This window comes from Dickeya dadantii NCPPB 898 (assembly GCF_000406145.1).
GTDB lineage: Bacteria > Pseudomonadota > Gammaproteobacteria > Enterobacterales > Enterobacteriaceae > Dickeya > Dickeya dadantii.
In genome coordinates this window covers 4,492,275-4,512,066 of record NZ_CM001976.1, presented here as the reverse complement: position 1 = coordinate 4,512,066, position 19,792 = coordinate 4,492,275, and the positions used below count along the sequence as shown (strand labels likewise).

The following is a 19,792-nucleotide window of genomic DNA, read 5'->3' as shown; positions in this document are numbered from 1 at the left end:
TTCCCATGACACATCATCAGCTTTCCATTCAGGCCCGTTATCGTCCGGAAGTATTGGAGCGCGTGTTGCGCGTGACCCGTCATCGTGGTTTTCAGGTTTGCGCCATGAATATGACGCAGGCGAATAACGACGATCAGGTACAGATAGAAATGACCGTTGCCAGCCACAGATCGGTGGATTTATTGTCAACCCAATTAAGCAAACTGCTGGACATTGCCTGTGTGGAGATCCAGCCGCTCACATCACAACAAATACGTGCCTGACGGCATCGGTAAGGAAAATCAACAATGACAAAAAAAGCAGACTATATCTGGTTCAATGGCGAAATGATTCCCTGGGCGGACGCCAAAGTTCACGTGATGTCCCACGCGCTGCATTACGGCACGTCGGTGTTTGAAGGTGTGCGGTGCTATAGTTCTCACAAAGGGCCGGTGGTGTTCCGTCATCGCGAACACATGCAGCGCCTGCATGATTCAGCCAAAATTTACCGTATGCCGATCTCCTACAGCGTTGACGAGCTGATGGAAGCTTGCCGCGAAACGCTGCGTCGGAACAAACTGACCAGCGCGTATATTCGCCCGCTGGTATTTGTTGGCGATGTAGGCATGGGGGTTAACCCGCCAGCCGGCTATAACACCGATGTGATTATCGCGGCGTTCCCGTGGGGCGCGTATCTGGGCGAAGAAGCGCTGGATCAGGGGATCGACGCCATGGTGTCGTCCTGGAATCGCGTTGCCGCCAATACCATTCCGACCGCGGCTAAAGCTGGTGGTAACTACCTGTCTTCTCTGCTGGTGGGCAGCGAAGCGCGCCGTCACGGTTATCAGGAAGGGATCGCGTTGGATGTGAACGGTTATGTCTCTGAAGGCGCAGGTGAAAACCTGTTTGAAGTAAAAGACGGCGTGATTTTCACCCCGCCGTTCACTTCCGCCGCGCTGCCGGGTATTACCCGCGACGCCATCATCAAGCTGGCGAAAGACAAAGGCTTTGAAGTGCGCGAGCAGGTGTTGTCGCGCGAATCGCTGTATCTGGCGGATGAAGTGTTCATGTCCGGCACGGCGGCGGAAATCACCCCGGTTCGCAGCGTGGACGGCATTCAGGTCGGCATCGGCAAATGCGGCCCGGTTACCAAACAGCTACAGCAGGCGTTCTTCGGCCTGTTCACCGGCGAGACGGAAGACAAATGGGGCTGGCTGGACCCGGTAAACCGTTAATCAAACAAAGACTTTTTCCGGTGGCGCAAACCGCCGCCGGCTACCCGTTTAAACTGGAGTAATCAGAGTATGCCTAAGTACCGTTCAGCCACCACCACGCATGGTCGTAATATGGCTGGAGCGCGAGCCCTGTGGCGCGCCACCGGGATGACCGACGCCGATTTCGGCAAGCCCATCATCGCCGTGGTGAACTCGTTCACGCAATTCGTACCCGGACACGTTCACCTGCGCGATCTGGGCAAACTGGTCGCCGAGCAAATTGAAGCCGCCGGCGGCGTCGCCAAAGAATTTAATACCATCGCGGTGGATGACGGTATCGCCATGGGGCATGGCGGTATGCTCTATTCCCTGCCGTCCCGCGAACTGATCGCCGACTCGGTGGAGTACATGGTCAACGCGCACTGCGCGGACGCCATGGTGTGTATCTCCAACTGCGACAAGATCACCCCGGGGATGCTGATGGCGTCGCTGCGCCTGAACATTCCGGTGATTTTCGTCTCCGGCGGTCCGATGGAAGCCGGGAAGACCAAGCTTTCCAATCAGCTCATCAAGCTGGATCTGGTGGACGCCATGATTCAGGGCGCTAATCCGAATGTCAGTGACGCCGACAGCGATCAGATTGAGCGCTCCGCCTGCCCGACCTGCGGTTCCTGTTCCGGCATGTTCACCGCCAACTCCATGAACTGCCTGACCGAAGCGCTGGGGCTGTCCCAACCGGGCAACGGCTCGCTGCTGGCGACCCACGCCGACCGCAAACAGCTGTTCCTCAACGCGGGTAAACGCATCGTTGAACTGACCAAGCGTTACTACGAACAGGATGACGCCAGCGCGTTGCCGCGCAATATCGCCACCAAGGCGGCGTTTGAAAACGCCATGACGCTGGATATCGCCATGGGCGGCTCCACCAATACCGTGCTGCACCTGCTGGCATCGGCGCAGGAAGCGGAAGTGGACTTCACCATGGACGACATCGATCGTCTGTCGCGTAAAGTGCCGCAGCTGTGCAAAGTAGCGCCGAGCACCCAGAAATACCACATGGAAGACGTGCACCGCGCCGGTGGCGTGATCGGCATTTTGGGCGAGCTGGATCGCGCCGGCCTGCTGAATAAAAACGTGAAAAACGTACTGGGCCTGACCCTGCCGGAAACGCTGTCCGCTTATGACGTCATGTTGACGCAGGATGACGCGGTGAAAAAAATGTTTGCCGCCGGCCCGGCGGGCATTCGCACCACGCAGGCGTTCTCGCAGGACTGCCGCTGGGATTCGCTGGATATCGACCGTCAGGAAGGCTGCATCCGTTCCCGCGAACACGCTTACAGTCAGGATGGCGGTCTGGCGGTGCTGTACGGCAATCTGGCCGAAGACGGCTGTATCGTGAAAACCGCTGGCGTGGATGAAGGCAGTCTGGTGTTCCGCGGCCCGGCCAAGGTGTATGAAAGCCAGGATGACGCGGTAGAAGCGATTCTGGGCGGCCGCGTGCAGGCCGGCGACGTGGTGGTGATTCGCTACGAAGGCCCGAAAGGCGGCCCCGGCATGCAGGAAATGCTCTATCCGACCAGCTTCCTGAAATCGATGGGGTTGGGCAAAGCCTGTGCGCTGATCACCGACGGTCGTTTCTCCGGCGGCACCTCCGGCCTGTCCATCGGCCATGCGTCGCCGGAAGCGGCCAACGGCGGCATCATTGGTCTGGTGCAGGACGGCGACATGATCGCTATCGACATTCCCAAACGCGGTATCGCGCTGGAAGTGAGCGACGACGATCTGGCCCGCCGTCGCGAGCAGGAACTGGCGCGCGGCGATGCCGCCTGGACGCCGAAAAACCGTAACCGTCAGGTTTCTTTTGCGCTGCGCGCTTACGCCAGCCTGGCTACCAGCGCCGACAAAGGCGCGGTCCGAGACAAGAGCAAGCTGGGAGGCTAAACGCCATGGCTGTATCACAACCTCTTCCCGCCGAACCCGGCGGAGCGGAGTACCTGCGCGCGGTGTTGCGCGCGCCGGTGTACGAAGTGGCGCAGGTCACGCCGCTGGAACCGATGGACAAACTGTCCTCACGGCTTGGCAACGTCATTCTGGTCAAGCGTGAAGATCGTCAACTGGTGCACAGCTTCAAGCTGCGCGGCGCTTACGCCATGATGGCGAGCCTCAGTGACGAGCAGAAATCACACGGCGTGGTGACGGCCTCGGCCGGCAACCATGCGCAAGGCGTGGCGCTGTCCGCCAGCCGTCTCGGCATTCGCGCGTTGATCGTGATGCCGGTCGCCACGGCGGACATCAAGGTGGATGCGGTGCGCGATTTTGGCGGCGAAGTGCTGCTATACGGCGCCAACTTTGATGAAGCCAAAGCCAAGGCGATCGCACTGTCGCAACAGCAGCACATGACCTTTGTGCCGCCGTTCGACCACCCGGCGGTGATCGCCGGGCAAGGGACGGTGGCGATGGAACTGCTGCAGCAGGATGCCCATCTGGACCGCGTATTCGTGCCGGTGGGCGGCGGCGGTCTGGCGTCGGGCGTGGCGGTGCTAATCAAGCAACTGATGCCGCAGATTCAGGTGATCGGCGTCGAAGCGGAAGATTCCGCCTGCCTGCGTGCGGCGCTGGATGCCGGTCAGCCGGTGGATTTGCCGCGCGTCGGGCTGTTTGCCGAAGGGGTAGCGGTGAAGCGCATCGGTAACGAAACCTTCCGCCTGTGCCGGGAGTATCTGGACGATGTGATCACCGTTGACAGCGACGCTATCTGCGCGGCGGTCAAAGACCTGTTCGAGGATGTGCGCGCGATTGCCGAACCGTCCGGGGCGCTGGCGCTGGCCGGGATGAAAAAATACATCCAGCAGCACAATATCCAGGGCGAGCGGCTGGCGCATATTCTGTCCGGCGCCAACGTCAACTTCCACGGGCTGCGCTATGTATCCGAGCGCTGCGAACTGGGCGAACAACGTGAAGCGCTGATGGCGGTGACCATTCCCGAGCAGAAGGGCAGCTTCCTCAAGTTCTGCCAGTTGCTGGGCGGGCGTTCCGTCACCGAGTTCAACTACCGTTACGCCAATGCCGACAACGCCTGTATTTTTGTCGGCGTGCGGCTGACGCGCGGCAATGTTGAGCGGCAGGAGATTCTGGCGGAATTGCAGGCGGGCGGTTATCAGGTGGTGGACCTGTCCGACGACGAGATGGCGAAACTGCATGTGCGCTACATGGTGGGTGGGCGGCCGTCCAAGCCGCTGAAGGAACGGTTGTACAGCTTCGAGTTCCCGGAATCGCCGGGCGCGTTGCTGAAGTTCCTCAATACGCTGGGAACGTACTGGAATATCTCGCTGTTCCATTACCGCAGCCACGGCACCGACTTTGGTCGTGTACTGGCGGCTTTCGAGCGTACGGAACACGACCCGGCGTTCGAGCAACATCTGCAGGCGCTGGGGTATGAGTGCCACGATGAGACGCAGAATCCGGCGTTCCGTTTCTTCTTGCAAGGCTAAGTTCTCGCAGGGCTAAGTTCTCGCAAGGCTAAGCTCTTTCAAGGTGGACGCGCGTTAGCTTTTCCGAATGCGCCCGACGGTTTACGCCGCCGGGCGCATTTTATTTTAGGGTGTGCTGCGGTAGGCTTGACGTTTGATACCAGTCAGGGACACCACATCATGACAACGGGATTCAACGGGTTTTCATCGCAGACGCTGACGTTTTTGCAGCAGGTACGCCAGCAGGACAGCAAGGATTGGTTCGAAGAGCACCGGCCGGAATATGACGCCACACTGCTGACGCCGTTTCGGGCGCTGGTGGAATCGCTGTCCATCGCCATGCTGCAAATTGACGACCATTTTGAAACTAAGCCGGCAGTGGGCAAAACGTTATCCCGTATTCATCGCGATACTCGCTTTTCTCACGACAAATCCCGCTATCGCGACAAAATGTGGTTTACCTTCAAACGTACCCACAAAGACTGGACCGATGCGCCGGTCTACTTTTTCGAACTGACGCCGTATGACTGGAGCTACGGGTTAGGGTATTACAGCGCCAGCCGCACCACCATGGAGCTATTCCGGCAGACGCTGCGCGACAACCCGCAGGGTTTTCTGAAGGTAGCGGCCTGTCTGGGGCGCGAATTTGAGCTGGTGGGCGAGAGTTACAAACGGCCGCTGGTTAAGGAGCAGGCACCGGAGCTGGCGCACTGGTACAACCGTAAATCGTTTGCGGTCATGACCACCCGGCAGGATCAGGAACCGCTGTTCAGCGGTGAACTGGTATCGGTGCTGGCGCAAGGTTTTACCCGGCTGGAGCCGCTGTATCACTACCTGATGAAGATTGAAGCGATGAAGAGAGCGGCGGAACCCGAAAAAGTCAGCCCCGCCTTTCTGGATGATAAGTGGTTTAGCCGCTGAGGGTTATTTACCCTTTACCATCAAATAATCAAACAGATAGCTTTCACCGGCGGCGTCAAACACCGTGATTTGCAACTGCCGGTTGTCAACGCAGGTCAACAGCAGTTTTTTCTGCCCGCCGAAACTGCTTTCCGTCAGGCCGATGGCCTGAGTGTCGGTCATCTGGCGGGCGCTGAGCGTGATGTCATCCAGTTTGTTGGCATAGCGGAACGCCACCGAGCCGTTGCCGGTGATCTCGTCGTTTTCGGTATTCAGCGTCAGGTTGGCCAGGTGGTACGGCGCTTTCTGGTCGTACATTTCCTTGAAGTAATCGCTCAGTTCGGCGTACTCCTGATCGGACAACTGCAGGTAATACTCGTAACTGTAGTCACCGTCAAAGCAACTGCCGCGGCGTGACCGGGTGATCGGATCCGGCATGGTGTGCTGGGTGACATCGTTCAGGTAGCGCAGGCGAGTAAGCTGCTGCTGGTAGCTCTGACGCAGGCACTCTTCATCCCGACAGGTGTTACGGCTGGACAGCCAGCCACGCTGGAACTGCGTCAGGTTTTTGTCCTGCGCGATGCGGTCGGGGTTGCCGGTGAGAAACGCGCGGGACTTCTGCCACTCTTTCGCCAGCTCATCGTCCAGTTGGCTGAGCGCCGGCGTCTGGCAGAGCAGTTTCTCCTGCGCCGAAGCGGCCTGCTGGCAGGGAAAACTGGCGGCCAGCGCCGGGAGCGCACTGCAACCCACAGCCAGTGGCAGCAGTAACGTAGCAAGCGATCGTTTCATCATTTTTCCTGTAGGGTTTCCCAAAATGCCGCTATCAACGGGTCGTTCAGGCGCTTTTTCTGCACGCAGACGCCCAGTTCGAAAGGCTCCATGGCTTGCGCTTCCAATATCGACACACGATTACGCACCGGTTCCGGACTGTTTTCAAGTACCACGTCAGGGATCAGGGCGATGCCGCAGCCCAGCGCCACCATGGAAACCATCGCTTCATGGCCGGACACGGTAGCGTAAATGGGCGGATTGGTAATGTGCTGACGGCGAAACCAGACGTCAATTCTTTTTCGCACCGGGCCGTGCTCCGGCAGGATGAACGGAATTTGCGACCAGTCCGGATGCGGCAACAATGCCTGCGCCTGCACCGGGCAGGGCAGCGCCGGAATGATCAGCACCAGCGGCACCTTGCCGATGGGCATGAAGTCCACGCTGCCGGGCAACGTTTCCGGGTGACCGGCGATGCCGAGGTCGGCGTCATTGGACTGCACCTTGTCCACCGCGTCGGCGGCGTCGCCGGTAGTGAGCTTGATTTCCACCAGCGGATACCGCGCGCGAAAGCGATCCAGAATCGGCGGCAAGTGGCTGTAAGCGGCGGTCACTGAACAGAATAGCCGCAGCTCGCCGCAGAGCGACTGGCCGCGTTGTTGCAGAATCAGGCGCAACTGCTGGTATTGCAGCAACGTCTGCTGAGCGAAGGTTTTCAGGTGCTCGCCGGCATCGGTCAGGCGCACGGTGCGGTTGTCGCGCAAAAACAGCGCCTGGCCGATGTCCTCTTCCAGCCGCTGAATCTGGCGCGACAGCGTGGAGGGACTGATGTGCATCGCCTTGGCGGTGCGGCCGAAGTGGCGGCTCTCCACCAGATGCAAAAACAGTTTCAGATCCCGTAAGTCCATGCGCGCAGTGTCTCGTTTTTATGTTGCAATTCTTGCAATGTGACGTTGTTAATATATCAATTTAAGCAATGTATTTCCTGTCATATCATAATGACATTCTGATGGCGGTGGTTACCGCTGTCCCGAACATAAAGCAAACGCAAACACAATATCAGATGGAGCACGCCTCATGGCCAATTACTTCAATACACTGAACCTGCGTCAGCAGCTGGCGCAACTGGGCAAGTGCCGTTTTATGGGCCGCGATGAATTCGCCGACGAAGCCAGCTACCTGAAAGGCAAAAAAGTGGTCATCGTAGGGTGTGGCGCTCAGGGGCTGAACCAGGGTCTGAACATGCGCGATTCCGGTCTGGATATCGCCTACGCCCTGCGTGCCGAAGCCATCGCCGAAAAACGCGCGTCATGGCGTAAAGCGACTGAAAACGGCTTTAAAGTCGGCACTTATGAAGAGCTGATCCCGCAGGCGGACCTGGTGGTTAACCTGACGCCGGACAAACAGCACTCCGCCGTAGTGCAGGCGGTACAGCCGCTGATGAAACAGGGCGCGGCGCTGGGTTACTCCCACGGCTTCAACATCGTTGAAGTGGGCGAGCAGGTGCGTAAAGACCTCACCGTAGTGATGGTGGCGCCGAAGTGCCCGGGCACCGAAGTGCGTGAAGAATACAAACGTGGTTTCGGCGTGCCGACGCTGATCGCCGTTCACCCGGAAAACGACCCGAAAGGCGAAGGCATGGCGATCGCCAAAGCCTGGGCTGCCGCAACCGGCGGTCACCGTGCGGGCGTGCTGGAGTCGTCTTTCGTGGCGGAAGTGAAATCCGACCTGATGGGCGAGCAGACCATTCTGTGCGGCATGTTGCAGGCCGGTTCGCTGCTGAGCTTCGATAAGCTGGTCGCGGAAGGCACTGACCCGGCTTACGCGGAAAAACTGATTCAGTTCGGCTGGGAAACCATCACCGAAGCCCTGAAGCAGGGCGGCATCACCCTGATGCTGGACCGGCTGTCCAACCCGGCTAAACTGCGCGCTTTCGCCCTGTCTGAACAGCTGAAAGGTATTATGGCGCCGTTGTTCCAGAAACACATGGACGACATCATCTCCGGCGCGTTCTCCAGCGGCATGATGGCCGACTGGGCTAATGACGATGTGAAACTGCTGACCTGGCGTGAAGAAACCGGTAAAACCGCGTTTGAAAACGCGTCGCAGTTTGAAGGCAAAATCGCCGAGCAGGAGTACTTCGATCACGGCGTACTGATGATCGCGATGGTGAAAGCCGGCGTGGAACTGGCGTTCGAAACCATGGTCAGCTCCGGCATCATCGAAGAGTCCGCCTACTACGAGTCGCTGCACGAACTGCCGCTGATCGCCAACACCATCGCCCGTAAGCGTCTGTATGAAATGAACGTGGTGATCTCCGATACCGCTGAATACGGCAACTACCTGTTCGCCAACGCCGCTGTTCCGCTGCTGAAAGGCGCGTTCATGGACAGCCTGCAGCCGGGCGACCTGGGCAAACCGGTAGCAGCGACCGGCGTGGATAACGCGCAACTGCGTGACGTAAACGACGCTATCCGCAACCACCCGATCGAAGTCATCGGTAAGAAGCTGCGCGGCTACATGACCGACATGAAACGCATTGCGGTCGCTGGCTAAGGCCAGTAGAACTTATCGCATATTAGAACGGGGCGCCGATTGCGCCCCGTTTTTTTTGAATCTATCAGCCACATAGGGCATGGATGAGCGATGCAGGAAATAAAGGTGAGTAAGGCGTTTTCCTTCTCGTCGCCGCGGCTGACGGGCGCTGTTGCCGCTTTGTTCGTGATGCTTTTGGCCTTTTTCTATTGGTCGGACGATGATTACCGCCTGGTGCGGCAATACCGGCTTGAGGATAACGTCACGGTAAATGTTCTCCAGCTCGAAAGTGGCGGGGCAACGGTGGGATTTGTCTATCGGTATACCGTCAGCGTGAACGGCGGGGAAGCGGTGGATGTGCTCAAGACTAACAGCCGCGACGCGGATATCCGTATGCAGGATGGCGTGCTGGTGATTAACGTGACCGGCGATGTGTACCGACTGGATAACCGCATCCGCCTTCATGGTGATTATGAAACATTGAAAACCCGCATTACCGTGACTCACCCATAATAAGGCCCGATGATTCGGGCCTTATTATTATCTGGGGATGTTGTTATCTGGGTATGTTGTTATCTGGAAATATTGTTATCTGGGTATGTCGTTATCTGGTGATCAGGCATCCGCCGGCGCGGATTTAAACTCCCGCTCGGCCTGATGGAAACGCTCGGTCACGGTGGCGGAGGGGGCGCGGCCCAGCAGGCTGACCACCACAATCGCGGCGCAGGACAGCAGGAAACCGGGGATGATTTCATACAGATTCAGCCAGCCGTACTGTTTCCAGATAATTACCGTGGCGGCGCCGACCAGCATACCGACCAGCGCGCCGTTGCGGGTCATCCGCGGCCACAGCAGGGAAATCAGAATCACTGGACCGAACGCGGCGCCGAAGCCGGCCCAGGCGTAACTGACCAGCCCCAGCACCCGGTTTTCCGGGTTCACCGCCAGCGCAATCGCGATGACCGATACCAACAGCACCATGGCACGGCCGACCCACACCAGTTCTTTCTGGCTGGCGTTTTTGCGCAGAAACGGTTTGTACAAATCTTCGGTGATGGCGCTGGAGCACACCAGCAACTGGCAACTGAGCGTACTCATCACCGCAGCCAGGATGGCCGACAGCAGCACGCCGGCGATCCACGGGTTAAACAGCAGGCGTGCCAGTTCGATGAATACCCGTTCGCCGTTCTGACTGACGTTGCCTGCCTGGTCAGGATTGCCGGTGAAATAGGCGATGCCGAAGAACCCGACGGTAACGGCGCCCGCCAGACAGAGCACCATCCAGGTCATGCTGATACGACGGGCGCTGCGGATGGTGTGGTGTGAGTCCGCCGCCATGAACCGCGCCAGAATATGCGGCTGACCGAAGTAGCCCAACCCCCAGCCCAGCAACGACAGGATGGCGATGGTGTCCAGCCCTTTGAACATATCCAGATTAGCCGGGCTTTTGCCTTCGATCACCGCCAGCGAGGGGGTGATGCCGCCTACCGACAGAATGACGATGACCGGCGTCAGGATCAGCGCGAAAATCATCAGGCTGGCCTGCACGGTGTCGGTCCAACTGACCGCCAGATAGCCGCCGATAAAGGTGTAGGCGATGGTGGCGGCGGCACCGGCCCACAGTGCGGTATCGTAGCTCATGCCGAAGGTGCTTTCGAACAGCCGGGCGCCCGCCACGATGCCGGAGGCGCAATAAATAGTGAAGAACACCAGAATCACCAGCGCCGAAATCACCCGCAACAATTTGCTTTTGTCTTCAAAGCGATGGCTGAAATAATCCGGCAGCGTCAGGGCGTTATGGTTGACCTCGGTGTGCACCCGCAGGCGCCCGGCCACCCAGGTCCAGTTCAGATAGGCGCCGATGGTCAGGCCGATGGCGATCCAGCTTTCGGAAATGCCGGACAAAAACACCGCACCCGGCAGCCCCATCAGCAGCCAGCCGCTCATGTCGGACGCGCCGGCGGACAGCGCGGTGACCACGCTCCCCATGCGGCGGCCGCCCAGAATATAGTCGCCAAAGTTATTGGTGGCGCGATAGGCCATCAGGCCGATCAACACCATCCCGAAGATGTACACCAGAAAGGTGACCAGCAAGGGTGTGCTCATCGTCGTCATTGTGTTCTCCATTATGATGAGATCCGTCAGTCCTGCGCTCCGGCAAGCTCAGAGCGGTCGCGGATTCGATGTCGTTGCTACCAGGTTGCACCTTTCATCTGACGGCCGGACAAACGCAAAGGAAAACCTCGCGGCATCGCCGGGCTAACCGGTCGTCCGATCAGAAAAACGGGCAGTAATACAGTAAAAAACGTAACTTGTTAACAAGGTTGCACAAAGTTGCAACATGTCCGATAGTGATTCTGCTTGCCAACACAACTTTCTTATAACAGGAGCGGATATGGGCACCACCACCATGGGCGTCAAGCTCGATGAGGCCACGCGCGAGCGGCTCAAAGCCGCGGCGCTGCGCATTGATCGCACGCCGCACTGGCTGATTAAACAGGCCATTTTCAGCTATCTTGAACGCCTTGAAAGTGGTGCGGACACCCCTGAAATTCCCCATCCGGCCGGGCAGGACCCGATTGAGGCGGCAGAGATTATGCCGCAATCGCCACAAGAAGAAACCCATCAACCGTTTTTGGACTTCGCTGAACAGGTGTTGCCGCAGTCGGTGTTGCGCTCGGCGATCACCGCCGCGTACCGGCGGCCGGAGACGGAAATGGTGCCGATGCTGTTGGAACAGGCGCGTATGCCGGAGGCGATGTCGCACGCCGCCAGCATGCTGGCGGCAGGGCTGGCGGAGAAATTACGCGGACAGAAAAACAGCGGCGGGCGTGCCGGCATGGTGCAAAGCCTGTTGCAGGAGTTTTCGTTGTCGTCGCAGGAAGGCGTGGCATTAATGTGTCTGGCGGAAGCGCTGCTGCGCATCCCGGACAAACCCACGCGGGATGCGTTGATCCGCGACAAAATCAGTACCGGCAACTGGCAGTCGCACGTCGGGCGCAGCGCCTCGTTGTTCGTCAACGCCGCCGCCTGGGGATTGCTGGTCACCGGTAAGCTGGTTGCCACTCACAACGAATCCCATCTGTCCGGCGCGCTCAACCGTATCATCAGCAAAAGCGGCGAGCCGCTGGTGCGTAAGGGCGTGGACATGGCGATGCGGCTGATGGGCGAGCAGTTCGTGACTGGGGAAACCATCGCCGAGGCGCTGGCGAATGCCCGCAAGCTGGAAGAACGTGGTTTCCGTTATTCCTACGATATGCTGGGCGAGGCGGCGCTGACCGGCGATGACGCCGAGGCTTACCTGCTCTCCTACCAGCAGGCGATTCACGCCATCGGCAAAGCCGCCGGCGGACGCGGTATTTATGAAGGACCGGGTATTTCCATCAAACTGTCGGCGCTGCATCCTCGCTACGGTCGGGCGCAGTACGAACGGGTGATGGACGAGCTGTATCCGCGCCTGCTGTCGCTGACGCTGCTGGCGCGGCAATACGATATCGGCATAAACATCGATGCCGAAGAAGCCGACCGGCTGGAACTGTCCCTCGACTTACTGGAGCGCCTGTGTTTCGAACCCCGGCTGGCGGGGTGGAACGGCATCGGTTTTGTGATTCAGGCTTATCAGAAACGCTGTCCGTTGGTGATTGACGCGCTGATCGATCTGGCGCGCCGCAGCCAGCGGCGGCTGATGATTCGGCTGGTTAAAGGCGCCTACTGGGATAGCGAAATCAAGCGCGCCCAAATGGACGGGCTGGAAGGCTATCCGGTATACACCCGCAAGCTGTACACCGATGTTTCCTATCTGGCCTGCGCCCGCCGCCTGCTGGCGGCGCCGAACCTGATCTATCCGCAGTTCGCCACCCATAACGCCCATACGCTCAGCGCGATCTACCATCTGGCGGGTAATAACTACTATCCGGGGCAGTATGAATTCCAGTGCCTGCACGGCATGGGCGAACCCCTGTATGAGCGGGTGGTGGGCAAAGTGGCGGATGGCAAACTGAACCGCCCGTGCCGGATTTACGCGCCGGTCGGCACCCATGAAACGCTGCTGGCTTATCTGGTACGCCGGTTGCTGGAAAACGGCGCCAACACCTCGTTTGTCAACCGGATTGCCGACCCGTCGGTGGCGCTGGAAACGTTGGTGGCTGACCCGGTAAGTGAAACGGAAGCGCTGGCGGCGCGTGAAGGGTTGGTCGGGCAACCGCATCCGCGCATTCCCCTGCCGCGCGCGTTGTATGGAAAAACGCGGCGTAATGCCAGCGGGCTGGATTTGTCCAGCGAGCACCGGCTGGCGTCGCTGTCCAGCGCATTACTGACCAGCGCTGCCCGGCCGTGGCAGGCGCAACCGATGCTGGCGGTGGAAGAAGTAAATGAAGACGATACCGGTGACGACAGCCGCCCGGTGGTCAATCCGGCTGAACCGCGCGATGTGGTGGGGTATGTGCGCGAGGCGCAGCCGCAGGATATCGTGCTGGCGCTGGAACAGGCCGTCAGCGCTGGCGACATCTGGTTCGCCACGCCGGCTACCGAGCGGGCGGCGATTCTGTCGCGCGCCGCCGATCTGCTGGAAAATCGGCAACAGCACCTGTTGGGATTGCTGGTGCGCGAGGCGGGCAAGACGCTGGCGAACGCGGTTGCGGAAGTGCGCGAAGCGGTGGATTTCCTGCGTTACTACGCCGTTCAGGTCAGCGAAACCTTCAATAATCATGACTACCGCCCGTTGGGTCCGGTGGTGTGTATCAGCCCGTGGAATTTTCCACTGGCGATTTTCACCGGCCAGATAGCGGCGGCGCTGGCGGCCGGCAACAGCGTGCTGGCTAAACCGGCGGAACAGACCCCGTTGATTGCCGCTCAGGCGGTGCAGATTCTGCATGAGGCTGGGGTGCCTGCCGGTGCGCTGCAATTGTTGCCGGGTGCGGGTGAAACCGTCGGCGCGGCGTTGGTGAGCGACGACCGGGTGCGCGGGGTGATGTTTACCGGCTCCACCGCCGTCGCCGCGCAGTTGCAGCGTACACTGGCCGGTCGACTTGACCCGCAGGGGCGCACCACGCCGCTTATCGCCGAAACCGGCGGCATAAACGCGATGATTGTCGATTCTTCGGCGCTTACCGAGCAAGTGGTGACGGATGTGGTGGCCTCGGCGTTCGACAGCGCCGGTCAACGCTGCTCCGCCCTGCGGTTGTTGTGCGTGCAGGAAGAGGTGGCGGAGAAAACGCTGGCGATGCTGCGCGGTGCGATGGCGGAGTGCCGCATGGGCAACCCGGAGCGGCTTTCCACCGACATCGGGCCATTGATTGACGCCGAAGCGAAACAGCGGATTGAACGCCACATTCAGACTCTGCGCGCGAAGGGACGGCCGGTATTTCAGGCGGCGTGGCCGAACAGTCAGGACGAGCAAGAGTGGGCGCGCGGGCATTTCATCGCGCCGACGTTGATCGAACTGGAAAGCGTAGAGGAGCTGCGGCAGGAAGTGTTCGGCCCGGTGCTGCATGTGGTGCGTTACTCCCGTAGTCAACTGGATGCGCTAATTGGGCACATCAACGCCGCCGGTTATGGGCTTACGCTTGGCCTGCATACCCGTATTGACGAGACGATTACCCGGGTAACCAGTCAGGCGAAGGTGGGCAACCTGTATGTGAACCGCAATATGGTCGGGGCGGTGGTCGGCGCGCAGCCGTTCGGCGGCGAAGGGCTGTCCGGCACCGGACCCAAAGCGGGCGGGCCGCTCTATCTCTGTCGGCTGCTGTCGCACCGTCCGGATGATGCGACGACACGGGCGCTGGCCCGTCAGGACAGCGAGCGGCCGGTGGATGTCGCCGCCCGTCAGCCGCTGCTGACCGGATTGCAGGCGCTGGAGTCGTGGGCGCGGCAGGTTCAGCGTGACGAGCTGGTTTCATGCTGCCGGCGTTATGCCGAGCTGACGCAAAGCGGTACAGTTCGGGTGTTGCCCGGCCCCACCGGCGAGCGCGATACCTATACGCTGCTGCCGCGTGAGCAGGTGCTGTGCGTGGCGGACAACGACGATGACTCGCTGGTGCAACTGGCGGCGGTGTTGGCGGCAGGCAGCCGGGCGCTGTGGGTCGAGGCGTCCGAACGGCAGACGTTGTATCGGCAACTGCCCGAGGCCGTGCAGGCGCGGGTGGCGTTTTGCCGTGACGGGTTGACTGACGACAGCCGGTTTGATGCGGTGATTTTTCATGGCGACGCCGATCGGTTGCGCCACCTGAGCGAACAGCTGGCGCAGCGCGCCGGCGCGATTGTCGGCGTGCAGGGGTTGTCCCGCGGGGAAACCGACATCGTGCTGGAGCGGCTATTGATTGAGCGATCGCTCAGTATCAATACCGCGGCGGCCGGCGGTAACGCCAGCCTGATGACGATTGGATAATAGGATGTATGAAGAGGCGGCATGCGCCGCCTCTGCCCAGTTAGTTACGGTACAGCACCTTGATGATGTGGTAGCCGAACTGGGTTTTTACCGGGCCGAAGGGTTTGAGCAGTTCGCAGGAAAACACCGCTTTATCAAAATCCGGCACCATGTCGCCTTTACGGAATTCTCCCAAATCGCCGCCGTTGTGCTTTGACGGGCAGGTCGAATGTTTTTTTGCTAACTGCTGAAAATCCGCTCCCTTCTCCAGTTGAGCCAGAATATCGGTGGCCTGTTGTTCGGTATCCACCAGAATGTGCAATGCTGCCGCGGTATTTGCCATAGTACGCTCCTTGAGCAAAGGGAAAGCCGATGTTGCAAGGCACAGCCTAGCACCGCCTCATCAGGAAAGGAAATGCGGGGCGCGTTCAGAAGCGGGTTAACGGATCCTCGCCCTGGCCCTGACTTTTGCTACAATCCTCTTCTGTTAAAATCCATTTTCGTTTGAACGTCGAGCACGAAACACCATGCGCATGAATCCCAGCCAACAACACGCCGTTGAATTTGTGACCGGTCCCTGTCTGGTGCTGGCCGGGGCGGGATCCGGCAAAACCCGAGTGATTACCCAGAAAATCGCCCACCTGATCCGTGGCTGCGGTTATCAGGCGCGCCATATCGCCGCGGTGACCTTCACCAACAAGGCCGCGCGAGAGATGAAAGAGCGTGTGGCGCAGACGCTGGGACGTCAGGAAACTCGCGGTCTGCTGATCGCCACTTTCCATACGCTGGGGCTGGAGATCATCAAGCGCGAATACGCGGCGCTGGGCATGAAGTCCAATTTTTCGTTGTTTGACGATCAGGATCAGCTGGCGCTGCTGAAAGAGCTGACCGAGCTATGGCTACAGAATGACAAAGATTTGCTGCAACAGCTGGTGTCCGCCCTGTCCAACTGGAAAAACGACCTGATTGACCCGGCACAGGCGGCGGCGCTGGCGCGCTCGGAACGGGACCGGCTGTTCGCGCATTGCTACCGCCTGTATGACGAGCATCTGCGTGCCTGCAACGTACTGGACTTTGATGACCTGATCCTATTGCCGACGTTGTTGCTCAAACGCAATGAAGAGGTGCGTGAGCGCTGGCAGAACCGCCTGCGCTATCTGCTGGTGGACGAATATCAGGACACCAACACCAGTCAGTATGAACTGGTAAAACTGCTGGTGGGCAGCCGGGCGCGTTTTACCGTGGTGGGTGACGACGACCAGTCGATTTACTCCTGGCGTGGCGCTCGCCCACAGAACCTGTCGCTGTTGCAGCAGGATTTTCCGCAGTTGCAGGTGATCAAGCTGGAGCAGAATTACCGCTCGTCCGGCCGTATTCTCAAGGCCGCCAATATTTTGATCGCCAACAACCCGCACGTATTCGAAAAGCGGCTTTATTCCGAGCTGGGCTATGGCGAAGAGCTGAAAATCATCACCGCCAATAACGAAGACCACGAGGCCGAGCGGGTGGTGGGGGAGCTGATTGCCCATCACTTCATCCGAAAAACCCAGTACGGCGACTACGCGATTCTTTATCGCGGCAACCATCAGTCACGGTTGTTTGAAAAAGTACTGATGCAAAACCGCATCCCTTATCGCATTTCCGGCGGCACGTCGTTTTTCTCCCGCCCGGAAATCAAAGATTTGCTGGCTTATTTGCGCGTGCTGACTAACCCGGAAGACGACAGCGCGTTTCTGCGCGTCGTGAATACGCCGAAGCGCGAAATCGGGCCGGCGACACTGCAAAAGCTGGGCGAGTGGGCCAACCAGCGCAATCGCAGCCTGTTCAACGCCAGCTTCGACATGGGGCTGAGTCAGACCCTGAGCGGGCGCGGGCTGGAGTCATTGCAGCGCTTCACCCAGTGGATGGGCGAGATAGCCCGACAGGCGGAGCAAGAGCCGGTGAAGGCGGTGCGCGACCTGATCCACGGTCTGGATTACGAAAGCTGGCTGTACGAAACCTCGCCGAGCCCGAAAGCGGCGGAAATGCGCATGAAAAACGTCAACACGTTGTTTACCTGGATGACGGAGATGTTGGAAGGCAGCGACCTTGACGAGCCGATGACGCTGACGCAGGTGGTAACCCGGTTTACCCTGCGCGACATGATGGAACGTAACGAAGCCGAGGAAGAGCTGGATCAGGTGCAATTGATGACGCTGCACGCGTCCAAGGGGCTGGAGTTCCCGTACGTATATCTGGTGGGGATGGAGGAAGGGCTGCTGCCGCATCAGACCAGCATCGACGAAGATAATGTCGATGAGGAACGGCGTCTGGCTTATGTGGGCATTACCCGCGCGCAGAAAGAGCTGACCTTCACCCTATGCCGCGAGCGGCGGCAGTACGGTGAGTTGATTCGCCCGGAGCCGAGCCGCTTTCTGCTGGAGCTGCCGCAGGATGATGTGATGTGGGAAACCGAACGCAAGGTCGCCAGCCCACAGGAGCGGATGCAGAAAGGGCAAAACCATCTGGCTAATTTGCGCGCTCAACTGGCAAAGGCCAGAGATAAAGAGTGAAGACGAAAAATACGCCGGGCGCGATGGCCCGGCGTGCGAATAACCCCTCTGTCAGGGTGTGACGATTTTGCCGTCTACGGTAACGTTCTTCACCGTGCCGAATTTCCACGGCGAAGAACCGCTGCGCAGTTTGCTGAACGTCAGGTTGTTGAACTGGCTGTCGCTCAGGTCGCTGATTGAGGCAGGCGTCACCCCGCTGAGTTTCATGTTGCTGAAGGTAAACTGGCTGTGCCAGATGCCTTTGCCGCTGTCTCCGGTGATTTCAATCACCGGGCTTGAGCCGGTACTGTCCTGCACGGTGACGTTTTTGACGGTGAAGTCATAGAAACGGGCAGGCACTTTGGCCGGGGTATAGTCAATGGTGCCGTTGCTGTCGCTATAACTTAACGTCACGATAACTGCCTGCTTAGCCAGGTTTTTCATCGCGCTATTACGGAATACGATGCCATGCGCGCCGCCGCCGATGGCAGGCGCGCTCTTGGCTCGCAGGCCAACGTCGTTCTGGCTGATCACGTTGTTTTCCGCCAGTACATCGATAATGCCTGCGCCGGTGTGGCTGCCCATTACCACGGCACCGTGCCCGCGGCGGAAGTAGTTGTTGAATAACCAGGCATTTTGCGAAGGTTCTTGACTCTGCGCGTCCTGGCCCATACCGGCGGCGAAGTTGATGCTGTCGTCCCCGGTATCGAACACGCTGTTGAATACCATAATGTTCTGGCTATTGCCAAATTCAACGCCGTCGCCGTTGTTGGCGTCGAAGGTCTGATGGATGACGCTGTTTTCCACCACATTCTGGCTTTCCAGGAACATAACGCCGTGGTTGGCCGGATTGCGGATAGTGACGTCGGCGATGTAGACGTTTTTGACGCCGCGCAGGGTGACCAGACTGGAACGACGCTGACTATAGGCGGTTTTGACGTCCATGCCTTTGGCGACGGCCGCCGCTACCTGGTTTTTCGCCAGAATACCGTCCTTGCTCACCTTGCTGCTATCACTCTTCACGTACTGCGGCAGGCTATTGCCCAGTTCGTCTTTGGCGTCCGCGCTACGCTTCCAGCCATTGCCGTCAATGACGCCTTTGCCGATGATACGGATGTTCTTGAACGTCCCGACGGCGGAGCTGGTTTTGTCGATGGCGTTGATCAACGATGCCGGGCGCACCTGGGATGAGTAACTGTATATTTTGTAGGCGTCAGGATAATCGGCCGCATTGTCGGAACCGAGCAATGTCGCACCCTGCAACAGATTCAGCGTCATGTCGCTTTTCAGCCACAGCGCGCCGGTTTTGAAGACCCCCGCCGGAATATCAACCCGGCAACCGGTCTGGCAGGCATCGATCGCCTTCTGGATCGCCGTGGTATTCAGCGTGGTGCCGTCGCCTTTAGCGCCGTACTGGGTGATGTTGATCACTTGCGGCGTGGCGGTCGTGGTGGCAGTGACTGCGTTGCTGTCAGCGGAAGTCGAACCGTCGGCATACACTGTCCGTACGGTGAACTGGTAGTCGGTGTTCGCTTTCAGCCCGTCGATTTTCGCATTCTGTATCACCACCCGGCGATGGAAATTGCCGGTGTCATTTTTGTAAAACGCACTAATGTACGGTTTAGCTGGCGAGTTCTTATCGTTGTTTTGGCTGGCTAGCCCGATGAGCTGGCCGTTCTGGTAAATCTGATAGTCGGTGATGTTGGACGTGTCTTCCGGCGCATCCCAGACCAGCGCTACGCTATGGTCGTCATAAGACAGTGTGGGAATCTGGAGTTTTTGCGGCGCCTGAGCCGTTGCCGCCAGCGCAGGCGTACTAATTAGACATGCGGCTACTATCGACGCCAGGGCAGGGCGACGTGAAAATGTGATGGTTTCCATCCTTGTTCCTTAGTTTTCTTTTAATTGATTAATGTGTTTTATCCGGACGAGATGTCGCTTCGAAACGACGTTTTATAAAAATACATGTCGTATTTCTTTTTTCCCCGAAAGCGATCACAGATTAATCAGGTGACAAGGAGGAAAGGGGTA

Annotated in this window: 14 protein-coding genes; 9 read left to right on the top strand and 5 right to left on the bottom strand. The window is 58.9% G+C overall.

All coding sequences use genetic code 11. The features are described from left to right. The first annotated feature begins 5 nt into the window (after positions 1-5). From ilvM to DDA898_RS20225, 5 genes are all read left to right on the top strand, one after another. Positions 6-263 carry an acetolactate synthase 2 small subunit gene (gene ilvM / locus DDA898_RS20245; RefSeq protein ID WP_013319876.1) on the top strand — a complete coding sequence of 86 codons (258 nt, stop codon included), beginning with the start codon at positions 6-8 and terminating at the stop codon, positions 261-263. Positions 264-287: 24 nt separating this feature from the next. Then, the gene (ilvE, locus tag DDA898_RS20240) at positions 288-1,214 is read left to right on the top strand and encodes a branched-chain-amino-acid transaminase (RefSeq protein ID WP_013319875.1); all 927 of its coding nucleotides are present in this window, start codon (positions 288-290) and stop codon (positions 1,212-1,214) included. 69 nt (positions 1,215-1,283) lie between these two features. Then, positions 1,284-3,134 (top strand): dihydroxy-acid dehydratase, encoded by a 1,851-nt coding sequence (ilvD, locus tag DDA898_RS20235; RefSeq protein ID WP_038912183.1) that lies wholly within the window; start codon positions 1,284-1,286, stop codon positions 3,132-3,134. A 5-nt stretch (positions 3,135-3,139) separates the two neighbouring features. Continuing rightward, on the top strand, positions 3,140-4,684 hold the full coding sequence (gene ilvA / locus DDA898_RS20230; RefSeq protein WP_038912182.1) for a threonine ammonia-lyase, biosynthetic: 1,545 nt from the start codon (positions 3,140-3,142) through the stop codon (positions 4,682-4,684). Between the two features lie 159 nt (positions 4,685-4,843). After that, positions 4,844-5,584, top strand: a complete 741-nt coding sequence (locus DDA898_RS20225; RefSeq protein WP_033112133.1) for a DUF2461 domain-containing protein — start codon at positions 4,844-4,846, stop codon at positions 5,582-5,584. 3 nt (positions 5,585-5,587) lie between these two features. Here DDA898_RS20225 and DDA898_RS20220 read toward each other — a convergent pair whose 3' ends face one another. Both DDA898_RS20220 and ilvY read right to left on the bottom strand, forming a co-directional pair. Continuing rightward, positions 5,588-6,352 (bottom strand): lysozyme inhibitor LprI family protein, encoded by a 765-nt coding sequence (locus tag DDA898_RS20220; RefSeq protein ID WP_038912181.1) that lies wholly within the window; start codon positions 6,350-6,352, stop codon positions 5,588-5,590. Beyond that, on the bottom strand, positions 6,352-7,239 hold the full coding sequence (gene ilvY / locus DDA898_RS20215; protein WP_013319870.1) for an HTH-type transcriptional activator IlvY: 888 nt from the start codon (positions 7,237-7,239) through the stop codon (positions 6,352-6,354). The genes DDA898_RS20220 and ilvY overlap by 1 nt, the downstream gene beginning before the upstream one ends. 169 nt (positions 7,240-7,408) lie before the next feature. On the opposite strand from ilvY, the gene ilvC reads away from it, so the two are divergent. Both ilvC and DDA898_RS20205 read left to right on the top strand, forming a co-directional pair. Beyond that, positions 7,409-8,887: a ketol-acid reductoisomerase gene (gene ilvC, locus DDA898_RS20210; protein WP_013319869.1), complete on the top strand. Its 1,479-nt coding sequence runs from the start codon at positions 7,409-7,411 to the stop codon at positions 8,885-8,887. 105 nt (positions 8,888-8,992) lie between these two features. Then, complete coding sequence (locus DDA898_RS20205) at positions 8,993-9,379, top strand: hypothetical protein (protein WP_236616688.1); 387 nt, start codon at positions 8,993-8,995, stop codon at positions 9,377-9,379. A 102-nt stretch (positions 9,380-9,481) separates the two neighbouring features. Here the strand turns inward: DDA898_RS20205 and putP are convergent, their stop codons facing one another. Beyond that, positions 9,482-10,981: a sodium/proline symporter PutP gene (gene putP / locus DDA898_RS20200; protein ID WP_038912180.1), complete on the bottom strand. Its 1,500-nt coding sequence runs from the start codon at positions 10,979-10,981 to the stop codon at positions 9,482-9,484. A 280-nt stretch (positions 10,982-11,261) separates the two neighbouring features. Here putP and putA point away from each other — a divergent pair, with 280 nt between their 5' ends. After that, entirely contained in the window at positions 11,262-15,251 is a 3,990-nt protein-coding gene (gene putA, locus DDA898_RS20195) for a trifunctional transcriptional regulator/proline dehydrogenase/L-glutamate gamma-semialdehyde dehydrogenase (RefSeq protein ID WP_038912179.1), read from the top strand. Between the two features lie 40 nt (positions 15,252-15,291). On the opposite strand, the gene ppiC is transcribed toward putA, so the two are convergent. Beyond that, entirely contained in the window at positions 15,292-15,573 is a 282-nt protein-coding gene (gene ppiC, locus DDA898_RS20190; protein WP_013319866.1) for a peptidylprolyl isomerase PpiC, read from the bottom strand. 184 nt (positions 15,574-15,757) lie between these two features. Here ppiC and rep point away from each other — a divergent pair, with 184 nt between their 5' ends. Beyond that, complete coding sequence (rep, locus tag DDA898_RS20185; RefSeq protein ID WP_038912178.1) at positions 15,758-17,782, top strand: DNA helicase Rep; 2,025 nt, start codon at positions 15,758-15,760, stop codon at positions 17,780-17,782. A gap of 51 nt (positions 17,783-17,833) precedes the next feature. Here the strand turns inward: rep and pehX are convergent, their stop codons facing one another. Further along, on the bottom strand, positions 17,834-19,642 hold the full coding sequence (gene pehX, locus DDA898_RS20180) for an exo-poly-a-D-galacturonosidase PehX (protein WP_038912177.1): 1,809 nt from the start codon (positions 19,640-19,642) through the stop codon (positions 17,834-17,836). Positions 19,643-19,792: the final 150 nt, after the last annotated feature.

Bases quoted from the DNA above. Each gene is read 5' to 3' on its own strand.
- putA (WP_038912179.1), top strand. From the start codon at position 11,262: ATGGGCACCACCACCATGGGCGTCAAGCTCGATGAGGCCACGCGCGAG.
- ilvY (WP_013319870.1), bottom strand. From the start codon at position 7,239: ATGGACTTACGGGATCTGAAACTGTTTTTGCATCTGGTGGAGAGCCGC.
- rep (WP_038912178.1), top strand. From the start codon at position 15,758: ATGCGCATGAATCCCAGCCAACAACACGCCGTTGAATTTGTGACCGGT.
- DDA898_RS20220 (WP_038912181.1), bottom strand. From the start codon at position 6,352: ATGAAACGATCGCTTGCTACGTTACTGCTGCCACTGGCTGTGGGTTGC.
- putP (WP_038912180.1), bottom strand. From the start codon at position 10,981: ATGACGACGATGAGCACACCCTTGCTGGTCACCTTTCTGGTGTACATC.
- ilvA (WP_038912182.1), top strand. From the start codon at position 3,140: ATGGCTGTATCACAACCTCTTCCCGCCGAACCCGGCGGAGCGGAGTAC.
- ilvD (WP_038912183.1), top strand. From the start codon at position 1,284: ATGCCTAAGTACCGTTCAGCCACCACCACGCATGGTCGTAATATGGCT.
- pehX (WP_038912177.1), bottom strand. From the start codon at position 19,642: ATGGAAACCATCACATTTTCACGTCGCCCTGCCCTGGCGTCGATAGTA.
- ppiC (WP_013319866.1), bottom strand. From the start codon at position 15,573: ATGGCAAATACCGCGGCAGCATTGCACATTCTGGTGGATACCGAACAA.
- ilvE (WP_013319875.1), top strand. From the start codon at position 288: ATGACAAAAAAAGCAGACTATATCTGGTTCAATGGCGAAATGATTCCC.
- DDA898_RS20225 (WP_033112133.1), top strand. From the start codon at position 4,844: ATGACAACGGGATTCAACGGGTTTTCATCGCAGACGCTGACGTTTTTG.
- ilvM (WP_013319876.1), top strand. From the start codon at position 6: ATGACACATCATCAGCTTTCCATTCAGGCCCGTTATCGTCCGGAAGTA.
- ilvC (WP_013319869.1), top strand. From the start codon at position 7,409: ATGGCCAATTACTTCAATACACTGAACCTGCGTCAGCAGCTGGCGCAA.